Raw genomic sequence first — 25412 nt, 5'->3', positions numbered from 1 at the left:
ATTACTAACACCGCGCACTATCTTCTATCGGTTACTGATGGGTACGAACCGCGATTTCACCTTCGAGACGTACGGTGAGCTCCTCGACGCGGGGCTCGAAGCGGGGTACTCGTTTCTCACGGTCAGGGAGTATCTCGCGACGGACGCCGGGGAGCTCCCCGAGCAGTTCGTCGTGCTCCGCCACGACGTCGACCGAAAGCCCGAGAACGCCCTCGACATGGCCCGACTCGAGGCCCAAAAGGAGGTGCCGAGCACCTACTACGTCCGGACGATCGAGAAGACGTTTCGGCCGGGCCTGATCAGACGCATCGAGGAACTCGGCCACGAGGTCGGCTACCACTACGAGGACCTCGATCGTGCCGACGGCGACGTTTCGGCGGCTCACGAGTTCTTCAGCGCCGAACTCGCCCGACTCCGAGCGCTCGTCTCGGTCGACACGATCTGCATGCACGGCAATCCACTGACCGCCCACGACAACCGCGACATGTGGGCGGATGGCGCAACTGCGACCGACGGCGGTCGGCTGGCGTCGACCCACCCCACTTCTAGCAGCGGTGGGAGTGTCGGACGCGACGATAGCCCACCAACGTTCGAGACGTACGACCTGCTCGGCGAGGCGTACCTCTCGATGGATTTCGAGGACGTGACGTACTTCTCGGACACGGGGCGAACGTGGCGGGACGGCGAGTTGAAGATCAAGGATCACACCATGGGCCAAGGCGAAAAGCACGTCCAAGTCGACACGACCGAGGAGCTGGCCGCGCTGCTTCGATCGGGCGAGATCGACCGGCTGTGCGTGCTCTCGCACCCGAACCGGTGGGCGCGTACGACGACGGAGTTCGCCGTCGAATGGACCAAAGACTACGCGGTCAACGTCGCCAAGCGCGGGCTCAACGCCGTGGAACGATGACCGCCAGCCAACAGTACGATGATGCCGACTCGCCCCGAACGCACACCCGAACGGAACTCGGCCGCGACGGCGACCAGCCCTCGCTCGATGTCGTCGTCACGATCCAGCATCCGGCCCACGTACACTTCTTCCGGAACGCCATCGACGAACTCGAAGCGCGCGGCCACGACGTCCACGTCTTCGCGCGCGAGAAAGACATCGCCGTCGACCTGCTCGACGCCTACGAGATCGACCACGAGGTTATCGCCGGTCGGGCGTCGAGCCTACCCGGAAAGGCGGCCGTTCAGGCGGCCTACGAGTGGCGGCTGCTCCGCCGCGCGCGCCGGATCGACCCGGACGTGATGATGGCGATCGGCGAGCCGGGCGTCGTCCACGTCTCGTCGGCACTTGGCTGCCGGGACCTCGTGTTCACCGACACAGAGCACGCGACCTATCGAAAGCGGTTCGTCTACCCGCTTGCCGATCGAGTCTGTAGCCCCGAGTTCTATCAGGACGACATCGGCGACAACCACGTCAAGTACCCCGGCTACCACGAGTTAGCGTATCTCCACCCCAATCGCTTCTCGCCCGATCCGTCCATCGCCGAGGAGATCGGTCTCGAACCGGACGAACGCCTCGTCGTCCTTCGGTTGGTCTCGTGGGAGGCCGCCCACGACATCGGCGACGAGGGCATCGGTGACGCCGTCGACGCGGTCGAACGGCTCGAAGCCGAAGGCGCGCGAGTGATCATCACCGCCGAAGCTGACCTCCCGTCGGAACTGGCCGACCGCGAACTGTCGGTACCGCCGGAGCGCGCTCACGACCTCCTCGCTCGGGCTGATCTGTTCGTCGGCGAGAGCGCGACGATGGCGACCGAGAGCGCGGTGCTCGGAACCCCCGCGATTCTCGTCTCGACGATCCGCGGGATGGGCAACATCCGCGAGCTACGCGACGAGTACGGACTGGTGTTTAGCTACGCCGGCGAACGCCGCCACGACCGGGCCATTCAAAAGGCGATCTCGATCCTCGACGGCGACGAGGACTGGCGTGAGCGACGACGGAAACTGCTGGCCGACAAGATCGACACGACGAACTTCGTGACCGCGCTCGTCGAGGACGACGAGGCGAGCGTCGACGTGTTCCGGGACGCCGCCATACCCGATCGATAGATCCCGGTCCGACTCACCGCAGCTGCTTGTACAGCCCTGACACAAAGTTCATGCTGCGGGTGCCGTCCCGAATGCTGTAGTAGGTCTGTAGATCGGGAGCGAACTTGGCCTTGTAGCCACAGAGCCGCTGGTTGTTCGCGCCGACGAGGTCGTACTCCGTCCGTCCGCGATCGATGGCGTCGGTGATGATCCGCCAGTCGAGGCGGTCGTTGATCGCAACCCTCGTGTCGGGCTTGGCGCCGCCCTGCCAGCGGTAGACGGTGTCGCCGTCGTCGAGCACGACGACGCCGCCGGCGAACCGGCCGTCGACCGTACACGCGTACGGTCGAACCACGCCGTCGGGAAGCCGTTCGAACAGCTCCGTCACCATCTCTGCCGAGAGCAGGAACGACTCGTCTTGCTCGCGGTGGCGCTCCCGGACTTGTTCGATGATCCGGCGGATCACGCCGGCACCGTCTTCTCGGATCACGACATCGGCGTCGGGGTCGTTCGTGACGTTGCGGCGGGCGTCGCTGCTGAACTGCGAGAGCAGATCGTCGCGTCCCGGCGAGAGATCGACGACGTAGGTGTGTGCCAACTGTACGTCGAAGTCGCTCCACGTGAACGGGCGCGGGTCGTCGTACCACGGCGACGCTCGAACGAGCGTGAATTTGGGATTGAGTTCGGTCTCCAGCACGTCGAGACACTGCTCGACGAACCGGGAATGACGCCGCTCTGCACGCCGTCGTTTGAGCTGCTCGAAATTCACCAGCGCCGGCCCGAGGTAGCTCACCTTCAGGTCCGGCGGCGGCGAGAACGCCGCCGCGACGGGGCCCTTGTACATCCCGAAGACCGGGAACAGTCCGACCGGCTCTTGGCCCTTGTAGCCGACCAGCGGATGCAGGTTCGCGTCGGAGTGGTCGGCGAGCACTTCGAGTGCCTCGTACCGGTGAAACGGGGTTCCTTGCGGGGAGTCCTCGACGAGCTGATTCCACCGATCCCGATCGTTGCGGTCGAACACTTCGATTTCGATGCTCATTCCAGATATCCGAGGCTAGTGAGTTGCTGTTCGACGCCGTCGTCGTCCGTGCTAACCGTGGTCGCTCGATCGTAGGTCGGATACTCGGTCGTCCCGCTCGGCTCGACGAACGGCATCGCGGCCCCGTCCATTCGGTCGCTTGCGGGGACGCCCATCGTCGCAAGCACGGTCGGCGCCACGTCGAACAGATGCGCCGACGTGGGATCGGCGTCGCCGATCGCCTCGCCGGCCGCGGCGAAGGCGCCGTCGATCTTGTGGTTCCAAGGATCGCTCGGCGCGGCGAACTGTTCGCCCAGCAGCGACGCCGACAGGAAGTTGTCGAAGTCGGCGGGGACCGTCACGACATCGGGGGCGGCTTCGAGGCGCTTGCCCTCAAAGAGCCGCTCGCGGGGGACGACGGCGTCGAACATCGGATCGCCGTCGGGCGTCTCGACCGACCGTAACGAGGAGATCAGCCGGTCGCGAACGGCGTCGTACTCCTCCGGTGCGACGACGCCGCCGGGCTCGCGGCCCTGCAGGTTGATCCGGACGCCGAGTTCGATCCGCGAGCGCATGTACGCCGTCGAGCGCTCGAAGTCGACCTGCTCGGTCGCGGCGCGGACGGTGTCGGTCGAGACGCGATCGAGGACGAACTCGGTCAGTCCGAGGCGCTCGACGACCGCCGCGAGGCGCTGGCTGGTGATGCCGACCTTGGCGGCCATCGACAGCGACCGCTCCAGCGGCGACCGACCGCTGTTGCCGTCCGTCCGACCGGTCTGTAACTCATTGCGCGCGATCGAGGACCACGACGGCATCCCGCCGTCGCCGGCGGTTCGTTCGATGTACCCCTGTTCGTCGAGGAACTCGTTGATCCGGAACTCGTAGCCGTCGTACTCGCCGATCCCGTGGTCGCTGACGACGAGCACGGTGTCCGGATCGTGATCCTCGACGATCGCGGCGATCTCCTCGTCGACGGTCGCGTAGATCTCTTCGACGATGTCCCAGCGGTCCGGGTGTTCGTGAAACACCGTGTCGGTCTGCTGAAACTGGACGAAGCCGAAGTCGGGGTCGAACCGGTCGGCGAGGTAGCTGAACGCCCGGCCCCGCATCCGCGTCAGCTCGCAGTACTCCGCCGCCTGCTCGTCGGCGTCGCCGCCGCGCTCGCCGTAGATTCGGTAGTCGCCGATCTCCGATCGGATGTCTTCGAGGACGCCCGCGGGGTGACACTCCGGATCTTCGGGCGCAATGTAGCCGGGGACGACCGCGCCGTCGATCTCGCTCGGCGGGTGTGTCACCGGGACGTTTACGACGACGCTCGAGAGTCCGTGTCTGTCGAGCAGTTCCCAGAGCGCGTACTCTTCGACATCGCTGCGATTGACGACATCCCAGTCGTAGCCGTCGAACGACAGGAAGCTGTAGGCGCCGTGTTTTCCGGGATTGACACCCGTGTAGACCGACGGCCACGCGCTCGGCGTCCACGGCGGAATCTGCGAGTCGAGCCGTCCCGAGACGCCGTCCTCGAAAATATCGCGGAGCGTCGGGGTCACGCCTGCATCGAACAGCGGGTCTAACACCCGCGAGCAGGCGGCATCGATGCCGATAAGCAGTGTTCGCATATCCGAGGGAGTGCCTTGGCGTCGCCTTTGTTATAGGTTTCCTTCACGCTCTCGGCTGCACGCACCCGGGAACGGCGAAACCGTTCGGACGCGGTAACCCTCGGCTTACCGGTAATCCAAGCTTTCTACCCTCGAATCCCTCCCTCGGCATCGCTCCGGTATCGTCGCGGCGACTATCAGCGATGGATGCGCTCTCCGGCTGGTACGCTCGGTCTACCACGAACCGATCACTCCTCCGAGCGCGCGCTCGATGCCGTCGCGTGGGTAAGTGCATGCTACCCGACCGGTTTGCTATCGGTACCCGACTAGCAAGTATTCTTGACGTATCTCTCTACTATTCGTGCGTATCAGTGGTGATCCTGCTGTTTTCGAGACGAATCCGGTAAAAATCACTATTTGTGTAGGGTGGTCCTACCGAGATATGGCAGATCCAAACGACGCGGCCGAACACGGTAGCCCCGGCGTGAACAGACGATCGTATCTCAAGCTCGCCAGCGCTGCAGGGCTGGCGGTCGGTACGACGAGCTTACTCGGCGGAACGGCGGCGGCAGCCACCGTCGACCTCGGCGACGAAGGGCTCGAAGACGGCGACGAGATCGACGGGTATCTCGAAGATCACTTCCAGAGCGGCAACGAGGTTCACGTTCCGCCGGGCGACTACGACTGGAACGGCGGCGGCCTCGGCGGCGACTACTCGAACGCCGCGCTGATCGGCGACGGCGAGCCCGGCGCCGTCCGATTCCACCATCCCGAGGGCGAGTACCGGTACAACGCCGTCCGCGCCCAGAGCGGCGAAGTACGACTGGAGAACATCACGATCCGCGGCGCGACCGGCGGTGAGGAGGCGAAGCTCCGCGCCGAGGCCCGCGACGAGGACGCGCGAATGGTGCTCGACAAGGTGTGGCTCCCCGACGGCGTCGTCGACGGCGACGACGCGGTCGGTCTCTACGTCGGCGCCGACCACGCCGGCACGATCGAGTTCATCGATTGTTACGTCGAAGGGTTCTCGGACAACGGGCTGTACGCCAGCGGTCCCGGTGCAGGCTTCGACGACGCCGAAGACGGTCGCGTGATCGTCGAGGGCGGTCTCTACAAGAACAACAACATCTCGAATCTCCGGCTGGGATCGAGCAACAGCGTCGCACGCGAGGTCACGCTGGTCCACGACGGCCCCTCGCCACCCAACGACGGCGTCTGGAACCAGCGCAACCTCCGAATCCGCCAGCCAGGCGAGAACATCGTCGTCGAGGACTGTGACATCTATCACAGCGTGGACAGCTACTACCCCGTCGACATGTCCAGCCAGTTCTCGGGCGGCAGCGGCGTCATCCGGAACACCCGGATCTACACGAACTCCTCCAGCATGGCGATCGGCAACCACGGCGACGGCTGGAGCGCCGAGAACGTCCACCTCACCGGCGACGGCAGCTTCGACATCGGCATCGAGGCGACCGGCACCGTCACCGGCAGCGACGCCCAGCAGGCGACCGACAAGCCTCGGATTCCGATCCACACCTACGCGGGACGCGACGGGGAGACGACCTCGAGCGACGGCGGCGACGATCTGCCGGATATGGATCCCCATCTGGTGTCGTTCGTCTCGACCGAAGACGCCGGCGAAGCGACCTACGAGTTCGCCGCCGACGGCCCGGTCGTCCCGGTCAGCGACTCGCCGTACTCCAGCCCGAGCGGTAACGAGGTGCGCGCGACGAGCAACTTCACCGTCGAGGCCGGCGACGACGGCGTCCACAACGTCTCGGGGTACACCGGCAACGGCTACGGCGACGCCTACGAGGTGTACGGGCAGGTCACCGACGTGACCGTCGACAACGCCGACTGGATGTGGATCGAACTCGACGGTTCGGAGGTCTCCGAGGACGAGCTGGTCGCCCAGACGGCGGCCGACGATGGCGGCGACGCCGACGACGGGCTGCCGAACGCGATCGTGATCGACGGCTCCGATACCGACTCGTCGAGCACGTACTCCTTCGAGGTCTCGGGCGAGATCCGGCAGAGTGAGGAACTGACCTCGACGCCCAGCAACGCTTCGGCGTGGGACTCGCTGGCCTCGAACGTCTCGAACGGCAAGGTTCTGGGCATCGTCCGCGACGGCGTCGACGGCTACCGGTACTCCGGGACCGTCACGAGCATGCAGGTCTGCGGCGACGCGACCGTCGAATTCGAAACCCAAGAATGAGCTCGGCGGTCCGCGACCGAACTGACCCGGCCAGCGGCGCCCCATCGAGAGCGTCGCCCTCGGCGGTGGTCTGAATGTCTCCCAAGGAGTGGGAGTCGCTCCCGATGGACCCCGATCCCGAGGACGATCTCGGCTACGAGCCCCTAGAGCTCGATGTCGTCTCCGCAGAGAGCAACGGCAAACACCAGTTGCTCTTTTTGCCCGCTGACGAAGACGCCCTCCGCGCCGACGCCTTTATCGTCGCGTCGGACAGCGCCGTCTGTGACGTGCGCGACTGTCGATAACGCGGCCTCTCGTCCGCTTTTGCTGTGCGCCTGTCTTCGCTCGAATCCTTCGTCGGCCGATCCACCAGAACAGCAGTTGCTCGGCGATGAAACGCCTCGCAAAATGGTTCTGGTGAGCGGAAGGGGCGGGAGTGAGAGATCCTTCGGATCTCGAACGCCGATCGACGTAGTCGATCGGAATTTGAACCACTCGGAGACGTTCCTGCTCGCTTCGCTGCGCGGGCTGCGACTCCTTTCGTTCAAATCCCTTGGTCTGCCGAACACGATTCATCCGCATCGCCCGGCGATGAAACGCCTCGCTGGTGGTGAATCGAGAAGCGGAAGGGGCGGGATTTGAACTCAGGAAGACGGTCGCCTCGCTTCGCTCGGCGCTGCGGCTTCCCTGCTCAAATCCCTCGGTTTACGCTTTGCTCGTCGTGTCCACTCCTCGCAAAAGCGGAAGGGGCGGGAGTGAGAGATCCTCCGGATCTCGAACGCCGATCGACCGCGTCGATCGGAATTTGAACTCAGGAAGACGGTCGCCTCGCTTCGCTCGGCGCTGCGGCCTCCCTGCTCAAATCCCTCGGTTTACGCTTTGCTCGTCGTGTCCACTCCTCGCAAAAGCGGAAGGGGCGGGATTTGAACCACGCGAAGCCGTGAGGCTTCCACCCGAAGGTGGTGCTCTGCCACTGAGCTACCCTTCCAAAGAGTGTGGGTCAGCGGTGCAGTGGGCCAGGGGCACTGACGCCATCACACCGTAAGCGCAGGGCCACCATTGTTATACGGCGTATACCCCGCCAGTAGATCCTCTTTACTGGTGTTTTGCTGGGCCACCGATCGGAGCCACAGCCAACCTGACGGTCGCTCGTTACTCGAAGTCCCGTTCTTCGAGATCCTCGTTGGCACGCATGTCGAAGATCATCGCCAGCACGAGCGAGAGGGCGCCGAGCAGCGCAATCGGTAGGCTACTCGCCCGCGAATCCTCGGCGTCGTCGGTCGGCGTGACGTTTCGCAGCGCCCGGCCGAGTCCGGCGAGACTGCCCGCAGCGCCCAGCGCGTAGAGGAACACGAGCGGGTGGAAGTCCCGCGCGAGGTACTTCACGCGGAGGCGCCACACGAAGTTCGAGAGCAACATCAGCGACACTTTCGGTATGTACTCGCCGTAGCTGATGTGGCTCTCTTCGTCGTCGTACCGGCTCGGCACGGGCACGTCGGCGACGCGCAGCTCGCAGGCGTTGAGCTTGACCAGCAGGTCGTTGCAGTAGCCGTAGTACTCGTACATGTCCTCGACCGGCGCCGACTCTAAGGCGTCGAGCGAGATCGCTGTGTACCCGTTCTGCGGGTCGCCGATCTTCCAGTAGCCGCTTGCGATCTTCGTCAGCACCGAGAGGATGCCGTTGCCGATCAGCCGGAACGTCGGCATCTCCTCGCGGTCGGCCGGATCGACTAACCGATTTCCCTTGACGTAGTCCGCCCGATCCTCGACGATCGGATCGAGCAGCCGATCCAGTATCTCGGGATCCATTTGGCCGTCGCCGCCCATCACCGACGTGATCTCGATCCCGTCCTCTCGGGCGTGTTCGTAGCCCGTCTTGATGGCGCCGCCGACGCCGCGGTTCTGCTCGTGCTGGATCGGGACGACGCGCCGCTCGAACTGCCCGCTTCCCCCCGGATCGCCTCCCCCGGCGACAGTCTGTCCGGTCTCGCTCGCTGCTCCGCCGTCCATCACGGCGATTTCTGACGCCTCGTTGACCGCCCGTGCGTGACGCTGGATCTCGTCCCAAGTGTCGTCGGTCGAGCAGTCGTCGACGACGTAGACGCGGTCGGCGTACTCGGGTACTGACTCGATCACGTCCCCGACGAATCCCGATTCGTTGTACGCCGGGATGACGATGCCGACGCTACGCCCGCGATACATTGCCTCCCCTCGGCGCCGCGTTTGTGGTTCGTTCCCCGGCCGCTACTGAGTGCTCCATTGGCTCGTCGTTCCAGAAGATAGAGCGCCTCATTGTTATACGCGGCTTGCCCGTCCGCGCTCGTCCGGCTGCTACCGTCGCTTGGTTTCGTCCCGGCGCCGCCTCGCGTCTGCTCGGACAACGACTGCTTGCGTCTGATCCCTGCGTACTAGTTCACGACCTGCCCGCAGTAGGACACCCAGCCGATTCAGCGACTGCCTAGCCACCGCTGTACGCGCTTGGACGCACCATTACTAAGCCGGCGAGGTCGGTAGGGGCGGCCACGACACGACTATGCGCGACAGCATCACCGCCGCAGTACTGTGTTTCGTCTGCGTCGCCGCTTTGGCGACCGGGGCGGTCGCCCAGCCGTTGGCTGGCGGGCACTCTCCCGCTACCCAGCAGGGCGCTGCCCAGTTGCAGCAGGGCGACTCCCAGACGTACGCCGTAACCCAAGGCGACCAGTGTATCGAGATTCAGGCACTCGGCAACGGCTCTCAGACCGTCGAGGAGTTCTACGACTACCGGAACCCCGAGACCCACGACGGACCGAACAACGTCTACAGCTCCTACGGTACGCAGGAACTCCAGCGCGGCGACACGACGACGATGTTCGTCTACGAGGGGAGCCAAGGCACGAGCCTCGTCGTCATCCACGAGCGCATCGGCGACGACTCCGACGGCGGCGCCGTGACGATGCAGTTCGACGGGCTCGCCGAGAACAGCGAGTGGGCCGTCCAGGACGACGTTTATAATGGCACTCGTCCCGGCGGCAACCTCGACGAGTGGAGCCACTCCGGGACCTCGGCCCGGGCGACGTGGGCCTACACCGGCGGACGCAACGACGGCGGCGCCCTCCGCGGCTTCGGCGAGGACGTGACGATCACGCCGTACTTCAACGACAGCGCCGACTTCCGGGAGTACGACGGCGACATCACCCAGTGGGATGTCGTCTCGGCGTCCGGCGGCGAGTACAACCGCACGGCGCTCGATAGCCTCACCGAGGAGGTGACGGTGTCGGCGGGTCGCTGTGCCGAACTCACCGCCTCGTCGGTGACGACCTCGCCGTCGAGTCCCGACCCCGGCGAGACGGTCGACATTCAGGCTACGGTCCAGAACGACGGTAGCCGAGCGGGGTCGTTCTCGGTCGAGATCGCCGTCGGCGGCGAGGTGATCGACACCCGCGAGATCGAACTCGAAAGCGGCGAGAGCCGGGAACTCTCGGTGTCGACGACGTTCGAGGACGCCGGCACCTACGAGATCGCGGTCGCTGATACCACGACGAGCGTTCAGGTCGGTGGTGCCGGCGGATCGGGGCCCGCAGACGTGCTACCCGGCTTCGGCGTCGCGGCCGCTCTCGTTGCGCTCGCGGCCGTCGCGGTCGGAGCGCGACGCTATCAGTAGCTGACCGGGGCGCGACGCTATCAGTAGCTGACCGCCATCAGGAGTCGACGACCCCTGCGCGCGCTGAAGGCTACGCTGGCAGCTCTTCTGACAATCTTTAAAAACAGAAATCCCGATCAGTCGCCGCCGCGCCCGATCGTGTAGACGCGGTGCGAGTCGGGGACGCCCGCATCGCCGAGCGCGTCCCGCCCGTCGAGGAGGACGATCGGATCGTCGAACGTCCCCCAGTCGAACGACGAGAACTCGTCGTGGTCGGTGACCAGCACCGCGGCGTCGACATCCATCTCACCGACATGTTCGAGATCGGCGAGGTAGATGTCGTCGAACGCCGAGAAGTCCTCCAGCAGCGGGTCGACGCCGACGACGGTCGCGCCGAACCGGCTCAGCGTCTCGCCGAGCCCCAAGGCCGGTGACTTTCTGGCGTCGGCGACGGCCCGTCGATAGGAGAGGCCGAACAGCACGACGACGGCGTCTTCGACGTGCGTGTCGACGGCGGCCAGTTCGCGGACGAGCGTCCGGGCGGTGAACGCCGGCATCTCCTCGTTGACTTCACGGGCGGCCGACAACAGCGGCGTCTCGGTGGCACACTCGCCGGCGAGGTAGTGGGGATGGTCCGGCAGCGCGTGGCCGCCGACGCCGGGGCCGGGGTTGTGAACCTGACAGTGCGGCTGGGTGTTCGCGGCCTCGATGGCGCGGCGCACGTCGGTGCCGAGTTCGCCGGCCAAACGCGCGAGTTCGTTGGCCAGCGCGACGTTGACGTCACGGTAGGCGCTTTCGATCACCTTCGCGCACTCCGCGACGGTGCTGTCGGGCACCGTCTCGACCTCCCCGACGCGCAACTCGTCGTAAACCAGCTCCGCAGCCCGCGTGCTCTCGGCGTCGACGCCGCCGACGAGCTTGGGGTGGCTCCCGCGGAGGTCAGTCAGCGCCCGACCGGGTGCCGCCCGCGAGGGGCAGGCGGCGACGCCGAACTCGCCCTTGTCGAGCCCGCTTCCGGCTTCGAGAATCGGCGCGACGATATCCTGACAGGTTCCCGGCGGCACTGCCGACTCGACGAGCACCAGATCGCCCGGATCGAGCTCCCGCGCGATGTCTCGGAGCGTCGTACGGAGCGTCGAGAGGTCCGGTACGTCGTCCGCTCGCACGCCCGTTTCGGAGACGACGACGTGGACGCTCGCAGCCGCTGCGACCGTCGACACGTCGGCAGTGGCGGTGAGCGCCTCGGCGCCGACGGCGGTTCGCAACAGCGATTTCAGGCGGGGCTCGTGAGCGATCGGGCACTCGCCGTCGTTGATCTGGCGGGCGGTCTCGCGGTCGGACGCCACGCCGGCCACCTCGCCGGTCGTGCTGGCGTAAACCAGCGATAGCGGCAGTCCGATGCGTCCGAGTCCGTACACCGCGGTCGGCACGTCGCCAGCCCGGAACGCCTCCCGCTGCGCCGCGGCGTCGGCGTCGCTCCGATAGAGACTCGTCACGTCCGGCCGAGCGACCGCCTCGCTCATTGTTTCGCGGTGAGCTGTGCGCTCGCCGTCGCCTCGTCTTCGATCTCGCGGGCCAGTTCGAGCGCTTTGAGCCCGTCTTCGGCCGTGACGACCGGTTCGGTCCCGTCTTCGACGGCGCTTGCGAACGCCGACAGCTCCTTTTTGAGCGGCTCGCCGTTGTCGACGGTGGGGTGCTCGACGATATTCTCGTGGCGATAGCGAATGTCGCCGTTGCGCTCGATGTACTCCGGGATCGAGTGACGGTGGATCTGTACCGATCGCGAGATGTAGTCGACGTGGACCTGACACTCCTCGGCGGTGATCGACAGCTCGCGGACCTTCTGCTGGGTGACGCGGCTGGCCGTCAGCGACCCGATGACGCCGTCCCCGAGTTCGACCGTCGCGGTGACGTACTGGCCGTCAGCTGTGCCCGCGGCCTCGGCGACGGTCACGTCGTCGCCGATCAGTGCCAGCAACACGTCGATATCGTGGATCATCAGATCGAGCACCGCGCTGGTTTCGAGATCCCGGTCCAGTGGCGGCCCGAGCCGCCGTGCGTCGACAGCGATCACGTTCAGATCGGGAACAATATCGGTCAGCGCCCTGACTGCGGGGTTGAACCGTTCGATGTGTCCGACCTGTAGCGTGCGACCGCGCTCGCGGGCGCGGTCGATCAACCGGCGACCGGCGTCCAGCGAGTCGACGAACGGCTTCTCGACCAGCACGTCGACGCCACTGTCGAGAGCTGCACTCGCGGTTTCGTAGTGGTACGGCGTCGGGACGGCGATCGAAACCGCGTCGACGGCGTCCAGCAGTTCCTCGATCTCCATGGCCGCCGTCTCGTACGTGTCGGCCGCCGCTCGGGCGGCGTCGGCATCGGCGTCGGCAACGCCGACGAGTCGGGTTTCGGGTAGCTCGCGGTACACTCTGGCGTGGTGCTGGCCCATGCTTCCCACGCCGATGACGCCAGTTCTGAGTTGGCTCTGAGTCATGTAATCACTCGTAGTACGACTGCACGATTGTTGCGATCGTCCGCACGTCGTCGTCGGATAGCTTCGGATGCACCGGCAGCGACAGCACCTCGCCGGCGGTCTGTTCGGCGACCGGCGCGTCGGCGTCGACGTGCTCGTAGGCTGGCTGTTCGTGGATCGGCGTCGGGTAGTACACGCCGGTGTCGATGCCCGAATCCTCCAGATACGCTTTGAGTCCGTCGCGGTCGGCCGACCGGATCGTGTACTGGTGGTACGCGTGGCGGGACTGGGGCGGATCGAACGGCGGTGCGACCGCCGACATCCCGCCGAGCCGGTCGGTGAGTTGGCGGGCGTTTTGCCGGCGAGCGTCGACGTACTCGGGAAGTTTCTCCAGTTGCGCGCGCCCGATCGCGGCGGCGATGCTCGTCATCCTGAAGTTGTGGCCGACCTCGACGTGTTCGTACGTATCGTTCCGGCCATGATTGACGAAGCGAGCGGCCCGTTCGGCAACGTCGGCGCGGTCGGTCGTGATCATCCCGCCTTCGCCGGTCGTCATGTTCTTCGTCGGGTAAAACGAGAAGCAGGCCGCGTCGCCCAGCGACCCGACCGGCTGCCCCTGATAGGTCGCGCCGTGAGCCTGCGCGGCATCCTCGACCAGCGCGGCGTCGTGCTCGTCTGCGATGGCCGACAGCGTCTCGATGTCGGCCGGCAGGCCGTACAGATGCACTGCGAGGATCGCGTCGATATCGCCGTCATGTTCCTCGAAGCGATCGGCCACGGCGCTGGGATCGAGGTTGTACGTCTCGGGGTCGATGTCGGCGAAGACCGGCGTCGCGCCGTTCACCCGGATCGAGTTCGCGCTTGCGACAAACGAAAAGGGCGAGGTCACGACTCGGTCGCCCTCGCCGATGCCGAGCGCGTGTAACGCGGCGTGGAGCGCCGTCGTCCCGTTCGAGGTGGCGACGGCGTGGTCTGCCTCGCAGTAGCTTGCGAACTCTTCTTCGAACCGCCGCACGGTGGGCCCGTCGGCGACGACGCCGCTGTCGATCACGTCGCCGACGCGCCGTCGCTCCTCCTCACCGAGGTCCGGATCCGCGATCGGAATTGTCGTCACGGAATCCCCTCCTCGCCGGCGGCGGTCTGTGCTGCTGTCGACAGCTGTCGGTCAGTCGAGAGTGGCGTCGCCGGCACGTCCGGCGATGCGAGTCGATCGTGTGGTTCTGGGTCGAATCGGTGTGTCGAACACATGGTATATCGGAGTCGGTCGGCGTCTCGGACTACCCGCCGCTTATCAACGTATCGCCTTTGTTATGCGCTCGTTGCGTGTCTCGTAGATCGCCGCTTATCGCCGCTCCTTCCTGCGAAAATAGTCTTACTACTTCGCCGTGCTAGCCGAGTGTGAGCCGCGACCGAACCCCAGTCGATCGCCGGTCGAATGCGGCGGTTTCGGCACGGTCCCTTTTTAGTGACTATGTAACAAAGTACCGATTGAAAGACAGCATGCTGTAGAGGTTCGGAACCGCACCCAGGCGAGCGCCGAGCATGACACGTAAGTAATGTCCCATCCCGACCGCGACGCACTTTCCCAAGACGTAGTGTTTGATCTGTTGAGTAGTCCTCGCCGACGGTTCGTCCTGTACTATCTCAACCAGGTCGACGGCGAGATAGAGATCGGCGAGCTCGCGGACGAGGTTGCCGCTTGGGAGAACGAGACGGCCGTCGACGACTTGACGAGCCAGCAGCGCAAGCGCGTCTACGTCTCCCTGTATCAGACCCACGTTCCCAAGATGGAAGACGCCGGGATTATCGAGTACGACTCCGACGGCGGGACCGTGGCGCTCGCCGACCAAGCCGACGACATCAGCGCGTATCTTTCGCGTGAAGAGGACAGCCGCCCGTGGCAGCAGTACTATCTGGGGCTGGCCGTCGCAGGTGCGCTCTTTTATCTCGTCGTGGCCCTCGGAATCGGCCCCTTCGCCGCGCTGGGCGAGTTCACTGCCGGTCTGATCATCATCGCAGCCTTTGCCGCCACCGCTATCGTTCACTTGATCGACACCCAGCGAAGCGGCACGGAGATCTCGACGGAACTGATCGACGACCGCAAGCGCTAGTCGGCCACCAGATCCGTCGAGTGGTTCGATGCCACCGACCGACCGCCAACTCAATGCCGTCGCTCGGACGCCGGCACGATCTCGATTCGGGCTGCTTCGTCGATCCGTCCTGCTTCGTCACGTGTTCATCCGGTCTGTTTCGTCACGTGTCCCTCCGTCCTGCTTCGTCAGTGGTCACTCGCGCGCGTGAGGCAGCATCCCCGAGTAGAAAGGAAAACGTCGATCAGGCGCCGCCCGCGGACCCGTTGACGGTGATCCAGAGATGTTGATCGGCGCTCTCGGCGTCGGCATCGTCCGGCGCATCGCCCTGATACAGGTAGTAGTTGATGCGGAGCGTCTCTCCCGTCAGCGACGGCGAAATCGTATGCGGCGTCCTCGCGGTCGATCCGGGTGCGGCTGTCATCTCTAAACGCGTCAGCTCGGCTCGTTCGAGCACCTCCAGCGAGCCGTTCGTCTCGGCGACGCGGTGGGTCTCGACGACGACCGTGTACTCCCGTTGCTCGTCGCCGCTGTTGGTGACCGCGACGACCATGTCAGCGCTTCCACCCGGTGGAATCGAGTCGGGATAGCCCGACGCGACGAGCTCGCCTGACTCGTTTTCGGTCAACAACTGGAAATTGGTCGATCCACCTCCACCGCTTTGTGGCGCGATCAGCGCGTAGCCGACCGCGCTCGTCGCCACGACGATACTCAGGATCAACACCACGTTTAACGCACCATCGAACCGGGTTTCCGGCGCGAACAGCCCGCGATACGCGTCGGTCGAGGCGGTGTCGATCGGAACCCGAAACTGTGCCTGCGCCGGGAGCTGCGCCCGCCTGAGCACCGCGACGAACATGCCGAGCACGGTGAGCCCGCCCAGCGAAACGAGCACCGCTCGGGTGCTAAATCCCCACCGCGTGCTCGCAAGCACCAGTCCGAGCAACGGCAAGAGCGCGAGACTGACAGCCAGCGATAGCGCCAGCCGCTCGTACCATCCCGGAACGCCGTCCGCTACCAGTCCGTTCGGCGTCGCTGTTTCGTGCCGGTTGTTCTGTGACCCGTTCGACGGAAACGCCGCGGCGACGGCGGCGTACCCCGGCAGAAACAGCGCTAGCGGCACTCCGAGCAACGACCGCAACACGCCGCCGGGGTCGAACAGGTACAGCCACGCGGCCACCATCGACAGATAACCTGCGATCGCCGCGCCGTCCAGTGCGACCGATTGGGCGGAACGGCGGAGTCTGGCCCGCCAACCCGTCTCGACATCGCCGTGGGTCATCGAGGTAGCGGTGGAGCCGATCGATCACTAGCCGACGCGCTCGCGCCCGACTCGACAGTCACTGGCTCGCGTGTCATACAGGTCACTCGTGTGAGCGACTTGCCGATTCGGCGCTTTGTAATACCGTCCTTAGCAATCAGCCGATAGCCGGTCGGCAGTCGACGAATACCACAACGACTCGCAGAATGTCGATTTCTGGCTCTATAACGGCATTTCATCGTCTCTCGGAGCTCGGTCATGACGATGTGGCGGTAGCTACGACGACAGTATGCCATGGCAGGTGTAACCACACCCCGAGTGGCGATACGTATCGGCAGCCGGCTGACAACTACACCGAGCCAGACGTAGGTAGTGATTGCCATCTGTCTTCAGACCAAAGTACACCGAACATACTGTAGATGAACTTTCCAGTCGTCACAGTTTTCCGTAGCTTAAAGTATGATCGTCTGGGGAATTCAGTTTTGACGATAGACATGTATTAAGCCGCTTGCCGCATAGCAAAAGGAAACAAGCGTGTTGATACCATGAACGACGAGTGGGACGAGATTGGATTCGTTATCAGTTCGAGGTACAGGGTCGAAGTGCTCCGGCGGCTGTCGGAGGGGCCAGCGACGCCCACACAGATTGCGACGGACTCCGGCGCCGGCATCGCGCACATCTCGCGTGCGCTGAGCAGCCTCCGCGAGCGCGAGCTCGTCGAGTTGCTGGTCTCGGAGGACCGCAAGAAGGGCCGGGTGTACGGCATCACCGAGCCGGGCGAGGAGATCTGGCAGCAGATTCAGGCCGAGAACATGGTCGAGTGAGGCTGCTGCCGGTGCCCGCACGAACGTAGCGGCAGCGTCGGCGTCCACCAGCAGCTGCCCGACTGCATCGCCGACCGTCAGCACCTGTGATCGGACGTGACGCCGCTGTCGGCAAGCGTGAGCGCCGGGCAATCGAGCGTGCCGTCGACGCCGTCGTGGGACTGCGCGCGAGCGTCCCGTAGTGAACTCTCGCCAGAGCTCTTTGTCTCTCGCCACGGCGGCGGGGTCGACTTTCTGCCCAGTCACGACGATGTGGCTCTATGGCACCTCACGATGCGTGACTGGCGGCGATTCCGGGAAACCGACTCATCGCGAAGAAAAACGGGCTGTGACTGCGATGGCAGCGTCAAATTCGTCCGGTCGTTCGTGTTCTTCGTTTCGGAATCTCTCCCCTCTCACCTCGATCTCCGCTTCGGTCGACCTTACTCTTCGTCGTCATCCTCCGCGTCCGGCGACAGCATCTCCGGACTTCGCTCGTATTTGGGCGTCTGTGCGAACTCCTCGATGCGCTTGCGATCGCTCTCCGACAGCCATCCTGTCATGAGATCGTAGCTTCAACTTAGTAGTATAAATTACTACCGGCACCTGTAGTTTTCCTTTGGTTACTTCTGTGAAATGTGGTCCAAATGGTCCCGTGGGATTCCCTACGTTGCCCGTCTGTCACGCGTTCGGACGGGCGATGATCTGACCGTCGCCGCGTATCGTCACCGCACAGCCTGCGAATTCGAACGAAAGCCGACAGCCACTGCCGTTATTGGGATCTCCACCGAGTAAGCGATCGAGCGCATCGGGATCGATGGCGTCGTGCAACTGCTCGTCCAGCGCCAGCGGATCGGTCTCGAGCGCGGCTGCGACGGCGCGCACCACGCTGGTGCTGAGCCGTTGCTCGTCCTGAAAATCGTGCTGTAGCCGATGCTCGTCTGCTGTCGCCGCCGCTGACTGCGTGCCGTCGGCTGTCGACGTTTGCGTCGCCGTCTCGTCTCTCAAGGGGGGAAGCGTCATATTGCTAGTCATGGTAAAGTCGGTAGTGAACGTCGGCTGTAACTCCTTGTATCCGGCACCATAATCGTATCGCTATTCGGCTGGGAGACGCCCATAGAGTGCCTTACATGCCAAAATAGCCGGAAGTACGTGAAGGCTACTAGAGTATAGTATCAGCGTACGGTTGAAATCGACGGTGTCAAACCAGCGACGCGACCGTCCCGCTGTTCACCGTGACTGCAAGATGCGCCTCCGGTAGCGTTTCCATACTCCCCTGTCAACGGTGTCCGGTGACGATCAACAACAGTTTTGAGCCGACACCTCATAGGGGGACGTGTGAGCGAACACGACGATTCCGGCGAGGATTGTGGCTGCAAAGTCGGTCGCATCATCGATCAGTACGACCTTGCGGCACTGAACGACGACCTCGTGGCTGACTGGACGGGCGCCCGTGGTGAACGGCGTAGTCTCCGGCAACTCGCCCACGAAGTCAATCGGCGCGTGCTCCGATCGGCGATGGACGAGGCCGCGATGGAGTACCGAGACGGCGAACTCGAGAACATCTATCGGATTCTCACCGACGACGACGTCAGCAGCGGGAGCCGAACCGAGACACGGCGGGAGCTCGAACACGCCTCGGTACCGATCGAGCAAGTCGAACGCGATTTCGTCTCCCACCAGACGGTTCATACCCACCTGACGGACTGTCTCGCGGCCTCGATCGAGGAGCCGGACGCCGACGAGCGGATCGAGAACGCACGCGACACGGTGCGGGCGCTGCAGAATCGTACTGTCGCGGTCACCGACGACACGATCGGGCGTCTCGACAACGCCGACGCACTGTCGATCGGTGAGTACAGCGTCCTCGTCGACGTCACAGTCGTCTGTGAAGACTGTGGGAGTCACTACACGGTCGGCGAACTGCTCGACGCGGGCGCGTGTGACTGTTCGGGTGAGTGAGCTGGCTCGCGCTGACTTCGTGCCGGGCATTTACACGCATATGGACGTAATAAATTGGTGGCTGAACCGGCGGAGAGTGTCAGAGAGTGCCAACACATAAATACAATCGTGCTGAAGACGTTCGTAATGAGTTCTCATTCAGGACAGCAGCGATCGACGATGCCACAGAGCGTCACGCTTGGTGTCGAGAACATCGGCGGTATCGACGAAACTGAAGTGACGCTTCACCGGGGTGTCACAGCACTGACTGGACGCAACGCGACCAACCGCACGTCGCTACTGCAAGCGATCATGGCGGCGCTGGGCAGCGATAACGCGTCGCTGAAAGCCGACGCCGATTCCGGGCACGTGACGCTCGAAGTCGGCGACGAGAGCTACGACCGGACGCTGGAACGGCGAAACGGGACGATCGTTACTGAGGGCGATCCGTACCTCGAGGACAGCGAACTCGCGGATCTCTTCGCGTTCCTCCTCGAAAACAACGAGGCTCGGCGTGCCGTCGCCCGCGGCGACGACCTCCGCGATATCATCATGCGCCCGGTCGACACCGACGCGATTCGCACAGAAATCTCGCGCACCGAACAGGAAAAACGCGACATCGACCAGCGACTCGACGAACTCGACGATCTCTCGGCGAAGCTCCCCGATCTCGAACAAAAGCGGACGCGACTGACCGGCGAGATCGAGGAGCTGCGCGAGGAACTCTCGGAGGCTACCGACCGGGTCGAAGAGGCCGAAGCCGGTGTCGAAGAGACCAGAGAGGACAAGGACGAACTCGACGCGAAACTCGACGAACTGCAGGAAACCCGTTCGGAGCTCGAACGCGTCCGCCGGCGGATCGACACCGAACGCGAGAGTATCGACGCGCTCGAGGACGAGCGCGAAGAACTCGCCGACGAACTCGAAGACACTCCGGAGCGTCCGGTCGACAAGATCGACCAACTGGAGACCGAGATCGACCAGTTGCAGAACGAGAAAGAGGCGCTCACGGCCGAAATCAGTCAGCTCCAGAGCACGATCCAGTTCAACGAAGAGCGGCTCGACGCCGCGCGCGGGACAGCGGACGCCAGCGAGTCCAGCGGCGGCGATCTGACCGACCAGCTGCTGCCCGACTCCGAAACGGTCGAGTGCTGGACCTGCGGCTCGTCGGTCGCCCGCGAACAGATCGAGACCACGATCGAACAGCTCCGCTCGACGCGCCAAGAGCGCCTCGACGAGCGCAGCGAAATCTCGTCGTCGCTGCGCGACGCCCGGTCCGAACTCAGCGACCTCCGCGACCGACGGCAGGAACTCGAACGCACGCGGAACAAGCTCGACAACATCGACGAGGAGATCGACGAGCGACGCGAGCGCATCGAGGAGTACGAGTCGCGGCGCGACGAGTTGACCGACGAGATCGAGGCGCTCGAAGCCGCTGTCGAGCAACTCGAAGAGGACGTTCAGGACGACCTGCTCGACCAGCACAAGGAGGTCAACGAACTGGAGTTCGAACTCGAACGCCTCGAAGGGAACCGCGACGATGTCGAAGAGCGGATCGAGTCGATCGAAGAACGGCTCGAACAGCGCGAGGAACTCGAACAGCGCCGCGAGGCCGTCGCGGAGGAGCTGACCGAGCTTCGGACTCGCATCGACCGGATCGAAGCCGACGCCGTCGAGGAGTTCAACGAGCACATGGAGCAGGTCCTCGACGTGCTCGGCTACGAGAACCTCGATCGGATCTGGATCGACCGCACCGAACAGGAAGTCCGCGAGGGGCGTCGCAAGGTCTCGAAATCCTCGTTCGATCTGAAGATTGTCCGGAGCACCGACCACGGCGCTGCCTACGAGGACGACATCACGCACCTCAGCGAAAGCGAGCGCGAGGTGACGGGACTGGTGTTCGCGCTCGCAGGCTATCTCGTCCACGACGTGCACCAGACGGTGCCGTTCATGCTACTGGACTCGCTGGAAGCCATCGACTCCGATCGGATCGCCGCGCTGATCGAGTACTTCGAGGAACACGTTCCGTACCTCGTCGTCGCACTGCTCGAAGAGGACGCCGCGGCGGTCGAAACGCCCCACGAGCGCGTCACCGAGATCTAACCCGTCGACGAGTCGCTTCTCACGCTTTTTGATCCTCCTCTCACCTGCTGTAGCAGTCCGGCAACGGCCCCGAATAGAATCTATAACAAAGCCACCCCCGTCTGGTACGCTACCTAGGCAATGTATCGAAACGCGCGCCGGATCGCGCTCTCGGCCCAGTTCGTCGCCGGCATCTCGATGCTCGCCGGCATCGTGGGCGTGGCGCTGGCGCTGGTCGTCTCGAACCCGTACACGACGGTGATCCCGCCGCTGCTGGCCGCCGGTGCCGGGCTGGGCTACGCCGTTCGTACGGCGTCGATCGAGACGACGATCGAACGGCTCGACCCGCGACTCGTACTGGCCGCCTACTGTCTCGTTGCAGCGGGTGCAATCGCACTCTACGGCGCCAACGGTTACTCCCGGCCGATCGAGGTCCACGCGTTGGTGCTCGTGCTGTATCTTGTGACGGTGTTGGGCGCGTTCGCGCTCGAGTCGCCCCGTCTTGGGTTCGGACTGGTCGTGACGACCGGCGTCGTCCACCGCGGGATGGTGTACTACGCGAGCGCGATCCAGATCGGGATGGACGCGCTGTATCACAACCGTGTCGCCGAGGCTATCGCGGCCGCGGAGTCGATGGCACCGCTTGCGACCTCGAAGTACTGGTACGCTCCGGTGTATCACCTGCTCACCGCGAGCGGCGCCGAGGCGATGGGCGTGTCGGCCCGTCACGCCGCGTTCGTGCTCGTCACCGTCGTCTCGACCGTCGTCGTCGCCGGCGCGGTTTTCCTCCTACTCGACCGCGTCTGGGGACCGACCGTCGGGCTGGTCGGCGCGACGGTGCTCCTCGCGGCCGACAAAGTGATCTTTGCGACGATTCACACGACGCCGACGACCATCGGCGTCGCGCTGTTCGCGCTGTTGCTGTGCTGTACCGAGTGGTACATCGAGACCCGGTCGAGAGCCGTCGGTGCGTTGTTGTTCGTCGCGCTCGCCGGACTCGTCGGGACGCACCAACTGAGCCTGTTCGTCGCGGTCGTGACCCTCAACGCCTACCTGCTCGGGAGCCTGTTCTGGAGCGGAACGCTCGACCGGACGGTCGGCGGGATACAGGCGCTTTTGCTGGTGGCGTTTCTCCTGCAGGCGAGCATCACCCGGTACAACGGGCCGGCCGGTGACGCCCCGAGCTTCATCTTGGTGACCGGCACGTGGATCACCAACGAGCTGACCGGCCTCCTCGATGGGGCGACCTCGCGGGCGTCAGCGCGGCTGCCGGCCGATGCCGCAGCCGCGCTCTCGGGGGCGGACGCGCTCTCGTGGGTACAGGTGCTCGGAACCGGACTGCTGTTCGCGCTCGCGGTAACCGGCGCCGTCTACTGGCTGGCCCAGCGCGACGGCGACGACGGCCGCATCGCCTTCTCGCTCGGCGTCGGCGTCGTCACGACCAGCGTCTTTGTCTTCGTGCTGCCGATGGTCGGCGTGAGCGCCTTTCTCTCGGGTCGTTGGACGACGTTTCTGTACGTACTCCTCGCTGTACTTTCGGCGCCCGCGATCGTGGCGTTGCTCTCGCGGGCTCGGTCCGCTCCCCACTCGATCGCTGCGATTGCGCTCGTCTGTCTCCTCGTGGGGGCGCCGTATCTGGTCGTCATGACGGGCAACGGCGCCGGGGCGCCCGACGATCCACTCCTCGACGAGTCGCCCAGCGCGGGACGGCTTGGAACGACCGCGCAGGAAGCGTCGCTGTATCGGTTCACCGTCGACAGCGCCGCCGACGAAACGTTGGTCGTCGCCGACTTTTCCGCTTGGCAGGTGCTCTCGCGGTACTACGACCACCCAACTGCGCGGTACGCAACGGCGTACGAAACGCCCGGCACGACGTTCGACGGCGAGACGCTCGTCGTCTATCGCGGGTACGCCGACACCAACCACGCCTCCTACTACGTCCGGTACGAGGGGACGCGCTATCGCGTCTATGGCGACCTTCCTGGACCGTACGCCCGTGATTCCATCGTCTATACGAACGGCGAAGACCGACTCGCGTGGCGCGTCGAGTCGTAGGCACAGCCGCCGCGTCCAGTCTGCGCTCTCGGTCGACGCACTTTCTTGATATCGTTTCCCCGCCGCCTCGTCGACGCCGAAAGCTGCCCTGCTGTCGCCTGTATCCGAGCGTCTATTTTTCGATTAACGTGCCGACGTTTAGCTGATTCTCTCGCAGATTGGGGGTCCGTACGGCCGGTTCGCTTCAACTTGCCTGATTCGGTGTTCGACCGGTCGACGACAGTGAAGCGCAATTAACCAGCAGTGATATCTTGCTATATTCCAAAAAATAGCAACTATTATTTTCTTAAATAACTAATTCTGCAATAAAAAACTTAACAGTAGGGTAGTCTTACGGTGGTATGGGACAGCAACCTGACGACGACGGCGGTAGTAAGCGCGGCCTTACTACAGCTACTGATGATAAATCTGTATCTAACGCGTCCATTACCGACGAGGACGACGCAAACAGCGGTGGGTACGGTCGACGATCGTATCTCAAGTTGGCGGGCGTTGCGACCGCCGGCACCGCGCTGGCGACGCTCCACGGCAGCGCGACCGAAACCGACCTGTCGCGGGCGATCGTCGTCGACGGCAGCGGGACGGAGATGGAGACCGAATACGAGTTCTCAGTCACGAAGGCAGTCGCCGACGTCGACGGGATCGAAAACACCGACGACAGCATCGACGGCGCCACCGTCGCAGGCACCGTCGACGGGTCGAGAAACGCGTACATGTTCTCGGGAACGATCGAGCAGTTCTACGTTTCGGGACCGGCCGACGTTCGCTTCGGCGACGACCTCGACGCTCTCGTACCTGACCGACTACGATCGCTCTCGATCGACGCCGATTCGCGGCTCACCTATCGGTTCACGACCACAGGTGAAATCTCGAAGACCAGCACCGCCGACGGGACCGAACGCGAGACCGACCACACGCTGATCCTGCAGGGCGACGACGGTAACTGGACGGCGTTTGGCTGCACCAGCGACGACTACGCCGATACGTTCCACTTCGAGGGCGACATCGTGGAGTTTTGCCCGCTCGAAGGAACGCATACGGTGACCCTCGATGGGACCTCGATGACGCCGTACGAGCTCGTCGGCGAAGAGCCGCCACAACCGGACGACGGCTCCCAGCAGGACGGCGGTGACCAGACCGAACAGGACGGCAGTACCGACGACGGGACACAACAGGACGACAGCACTGACGACGGCGCCGGACAGGACGGTACTGACGATAGCACCGACGACGGCACCGACGACAGCCAACAGGATCCCGTCGAACACGGTGACTATCTCGGCGGCGGCGGCGACCGATACCCCAACACCGTCGCGGCATCGGCGGCTGACTACACTGTAGCGACCGAATCAGAACTACAGGGCGCGTTCGGGAGCGCGGGGAGCGGCGACACCGTCTACGTCACTGCAGACATCGAAATCACGGAGACACACGCCGTTCCGGCGGGCGTCACGCTGGCGTCCGACCGCGGCATCGAGGGCTCGGACGGGGCACGCCTGCACACGTCGGCGGACTCGTTCCCCGTACTCGAAGCGGGCGACGGCGTCCGCGTTACCGGTCTCACCGTACAGGGTCCGGTCGAGGAGTTCGAGGTCAGACAGGGCTATCCCGTGTCGACCGGTGTGCGCGTCGCCGGGACGAACGTCGAGATCGACAACTGTCGCCTCCGTGGGTTCTCACACGCCAGCGTCGAGGTCCAGAACCACGACACTCACGTCCACCACTGCGACATCCGGCGCAACGCCCGCGACGGACTCGGCTACGGCGTCGTGATCGGCAGCGGCCATCCCACGATCGAACACTGCACGTTCAACTACAACCGCCACTCGGTGGCCACGGCATCCGGCGACGGGAGCTTTACCATCGACGGCTGCTGGTTCGGTCCCGATTCTTTGGGGCTCGTGATCGATCATCACGGCCCCAACTCGGACGCCGAGATGTACGTCCGGAACGTGACCGTCGAAGCGACGCACAAAGTCGACCATCCGGAGTTCGAGGAGGGTGGCCGCGAGTCGACCGCGATCGGCATTCGTGGGAGCACCTCGCCCGGCCGACTCGAAGTCGAAAACTCGTGGTTCTACGATCCGGAACCGGAGCCGACCGGTGAGTTCGGCGAAGCGATCAACTTCGCGCAGTCGGCCGATTCTTGGGAGGCGGTGAACACTACGATCCAGAACTGCCACTTCGGCGACAGCGAACCCGACGGCAGCATCGGTCACCCCCGATAGCGACGACTCG

At 64.4% G+C, this 25412-nt stretch carries 20 protein-coding genes and 1 tRNA gene; 11 read left to right on the top strand and 10 right to left on the bottom strand.

Annotation, left to right across the window (positions count from 1 at the left end; translation table 11 throughout):
* Positions 1-37 precede the first annotated feature (37 nt).
* Both CRO01_RS13700 and CRO01_RS13695 read left to right on the top strand, forming a co-directional pair.
* Positions 38-910, top strand: coding sequence for a hypothetical protein (locus CRO01_RS13700; RefSeq protein ID WP_097009729.1), 873 nt, complete (start codon positions 38-40; stop codon positions 908-910).
* Positions 907-2058: a DUF354 domain-containing protein gene (locus tag CRO01_RS13695; protein WP_099458955.1), complete on the top strand. Its 1152-nt coding sequence runs from the start codon at positions 907-909 to the stop codon at positions 2056-2058. Before CRO01_RS13700 ends, CRO01_RS13695 begins: the two co-directional genes overlap by 4 nt.
* A gap of 13 nt (positions 2059-2071) precedes the next feature.
* Here CRO01_RS13695 and CRO01_RS13690 read toward each other — a convergent pair whose 3' ends face one another.
* A complete protein-coding gene (locus tag CRO01_RS13690; protein WP_097009728.1) occupies positions 2072-3076 on the bottom strand; it encodes a GNAT family N-acetyltransferase in 1005 nt (334 codons plus the stop codon).
* The gene (locus tag CRO01_RS13685; protein WP_097009727.1) at positions 3073-4671 is read right to left on the bottom strand and encodes an alkaline phosphatase family protein; all 1599 of its coding nucleotides are present in this window, start codon (positions 4669-4671) and stop codon (positions 3073-3075) included. Before CRO01_RS13685 ends, CRO01_RS13690 begins: the two co-directional genes overlap by 4 nt.
* 421 nt (positions 4672-5092) lie before the next feature.
* Between CRO01_RS13685 and CRO01_RS13680 the strand changes: the two genes are divergently transcribed.
* Together CRO01_RS13680 and CRO01_RS13675 are read left to right on the top strand one after the other, a co-directional pair.
* The gene (locus tag CRO01_RS13680; RefSeq protein ID WP_097009726.1) at positions 5093-6868 is read left to right on the top strand and encodes a hypothetical protein; all 1776 of its coding nucleotides are present in this window, start codon (positions 5093-5095) and stop codon (positions 6866-6868) included.
* A gap of 74 nt (positions 6869-6942) precedes the next feature.
* The gene (locus CRO01_RS13675; protein WP_097009725.1) at positions 6943-7152 is read left to right on the top strand and encodes a hypothetical protein; all 210 of its coding nucleotides are present in this window, start codon (positions 6943-6945) and stop codon (positions 7150-7152) included.
* Positions 7153-7755: 603 nt separating this feature from the next.
* Here CRO01_RS13675 and CRO01_RS13670 read toward each other — a convergent pair.
* Together CRO01_RS13670 and CRO01_RS13665 are read right to left on the bottom strand one after the other, a co-directional pair.
* Positions 7756-7835, bottom strand: a tRNA-OTHER gene (locus CRO01_RS13670).
* 164 nt (positions 7836-7999) lie between these two features.
* Positions 8000-9049, bottom strand: coding sequence for a glycosyltransferase family 2 protein (locus tag CRO01_RS13665; protein ID WP_097009724.1), 1050 nt, complete (start codon positions 9047-9049; stop codon positions 8000-8002).
* Between the two features lie 331 nt (positions 9050-9380).
* Here CRO01_RS13665 and CRO01_RS13660 point away from each other — a divergent pair, with 331 nt between their 5' ends.
* A complete protein-coding gene (locus tag CRO01_RS13660) occupies positions 9381-10490 on the top strand; it encodes a CARDB domain-containing protein (RefSeq protein ID WP_097009723.1) in 1110 nt (369 codons plus the stop codon).
* A 116-nt stretch (positions 10491-10606) separates the two neighbouring features.
* Here CRO01_RS13660 and CRO01_RS13655 read toward each other — a convergent pair whose 3' ends face one another.
* From CRO01_RS13655 to CRO01_RS16715, 4 genes are read right to left on the bottom strand one after another with little or no spacing between them, the layout of a single operon-like run.
* Complete coding sequence (locus CRO01_RS13655) at positions 10607-11992, bottom strand: nucleotide sugar dehydrogenase (RefSeq protein WP_097009722.1); 1386 nt, start codon at positions 11990-11992, stop codon at positions 10607-10609.
* Entirely contained in the window at positions 11989-12963 is a 975-nt protein-coding gene (locus CRO01_RS13650; RefSeq protein WP_097009721.1) for a Gfo/Idh/MocA family protein, read from the bottom strand. The genes CRO01_RS13655 and CRO01_RS13650 overlap by 4 nt, the downstream gene beginning before the upstream one ends.
* Before the next feature lie 4 nt (positions 12964-12967).
* A complete protein-coding gene (locus tag CRO01_RS13645) occupies positions 12968-14056 on the bottom strand; it encodes a DegT/DnrJ/EryC1/StrS family aminotransferase (RefSeq protein WP_179747493.1) in 1089 nt (362 codons plus the stop codon).
* Positions 14053-14190 carry a hypothetical protein gene (locus CRO01_RS16715; RefSeq protein ID WP_179747492.1) on the bottom strand — a complete coding sequence of 46 codons (138 nt, stop codon included), beginning with the start codon at positions 14188-14190 and terminating at the stop codon, positions 14053-14055. Before CRO01_RS16715 ends, CRO01_RS13645 begins: the two co-directional genes overlap by 4 nt.
* Positions 14191-14498: 308 nt before the next feature.
* Between CRO01_RS16715 and CRO01_RS13640 the strand changes: the two genes are divergently transcribed.
* The gene (locus CRO01_RS13640; protein WP_143824964.1) at positions 14499-15053 is read left to right on the top strand and encodes a DUF7344 domain-containing protein; all 555 of its coding nucleotides are present in this window, start codon (positions 14499-14501) and stop codon (positions 15051-15053) included.
* A 223-nt stretch (positions 15054-15276) separates the two neighbouring features.
* Here CRO01_RS13640 and CRO01_RS13635 read toward each other — a convergent pair whose 3' ends face one another.
* On the bottom strand, positions 15277-16314 hold the full coding sequence (locus CRO01_RS13635) for a DUF1616 domain-containing protein (RefSeq protein ID WP_097009719.1): 1038 nt from the start codon (positions 16312-16314) through the stop codon (positions 15277-15279).
* A 524-nt stretch (positions 16315-16838) separates the two neighbouring features.
* Here CRO01_RS13635 and CRO01_RS13630 point away from each other — a divergent pair.
* A complete protein-coding gene (locus CRO01_RS13630; protein ID WP_097009718.1) occupies positions 16839-17117 on the top strand; it encodes a winged helix-turn-helix domain-containing protein in 279 nt (92 codons plus the stop codon).
* A gap of 660 nt (positions 17118-17777) precedes the next feature.
* Here the strand turns inward: CRO01_RS13630 and CRO01_RS13625 are convergent.
* The gene (locus CRO01_RS13625; protein ID WP_097009717.1) at positions 17778-18119 is read right to left on the bottom strand and encodes a HalOD1 output domain-containing protein; all 342 of its coding nucleotides are present in this window, start codon (positions 18117-18119) and stop codon (positions 17778-17780) included.
* Between the two features lie 315 nt (positions 18120-18434).
* Between CRO01_RS13625 and rdfA the strand changes: the two genes are divergently transcribed.
* From rdfA to CRO01_RS13605, 4 genes are all read left to right on the top strand, one after another.
* A complete protein-coding gene (gene rdfA, locus CRO01_RS13620) occupies positions 18435-19058 on the top strand; it encodes a rod-determining factor RdfA (protein WP_097009716.1) in 624 nt (207 codons plus the stop codon).
* 126 nt (positions 19059-19184) lie between these two features.
* The gene (locus tag CRO01_RS13615; RefSeq protein WP_097009715.1) at positions 19185-21140 is read left to right on the top strand and encodes an archaea-specific SMC-related protein; all 1956 of its coding nucleotides are present in this window, start codon (positions 19185-19187) and stop codon (positions 21138-21140) included.
* Between the two features lie 120 nt (positions 21141-21260).
* Entirely contained in the window at positions 21261-23174 is a 1914-nt protein-coding gene (locus CRO01_RS13610) for a hypothetical protein (protein ID WP_097009714.1), read from the top strand.
* Between the two features lie 341 nt (positions 23175-23515).
* Complete coding sequence (locus CRO01_RS13605) at positions 23516-25402, top strand: right-handed parallel beta-helix repeat-containing protein (RefSeq protein WP_143824963.1); 1887 nt, start codon at positions 23516-23518, stop codon at positions 25400-25402.
* Positions 25403-25412: the final 10 nt, after the last annotated feature.

Source organism: Natronoarchaeum philippinense, from assembly GCF_900215575.1.
GTDB lineage: Archaea > Halobacteriota > Halobacteria > Halobacteriales > Natronoarchaeaceae > Natronoarchaeum > Natronoarchaeum philippinense.
The sequence above is the reverse complement of the archived record's forward strand: the minus strand, read 5'-3'. Positions and strand labels throughout refer to the sequence as shown.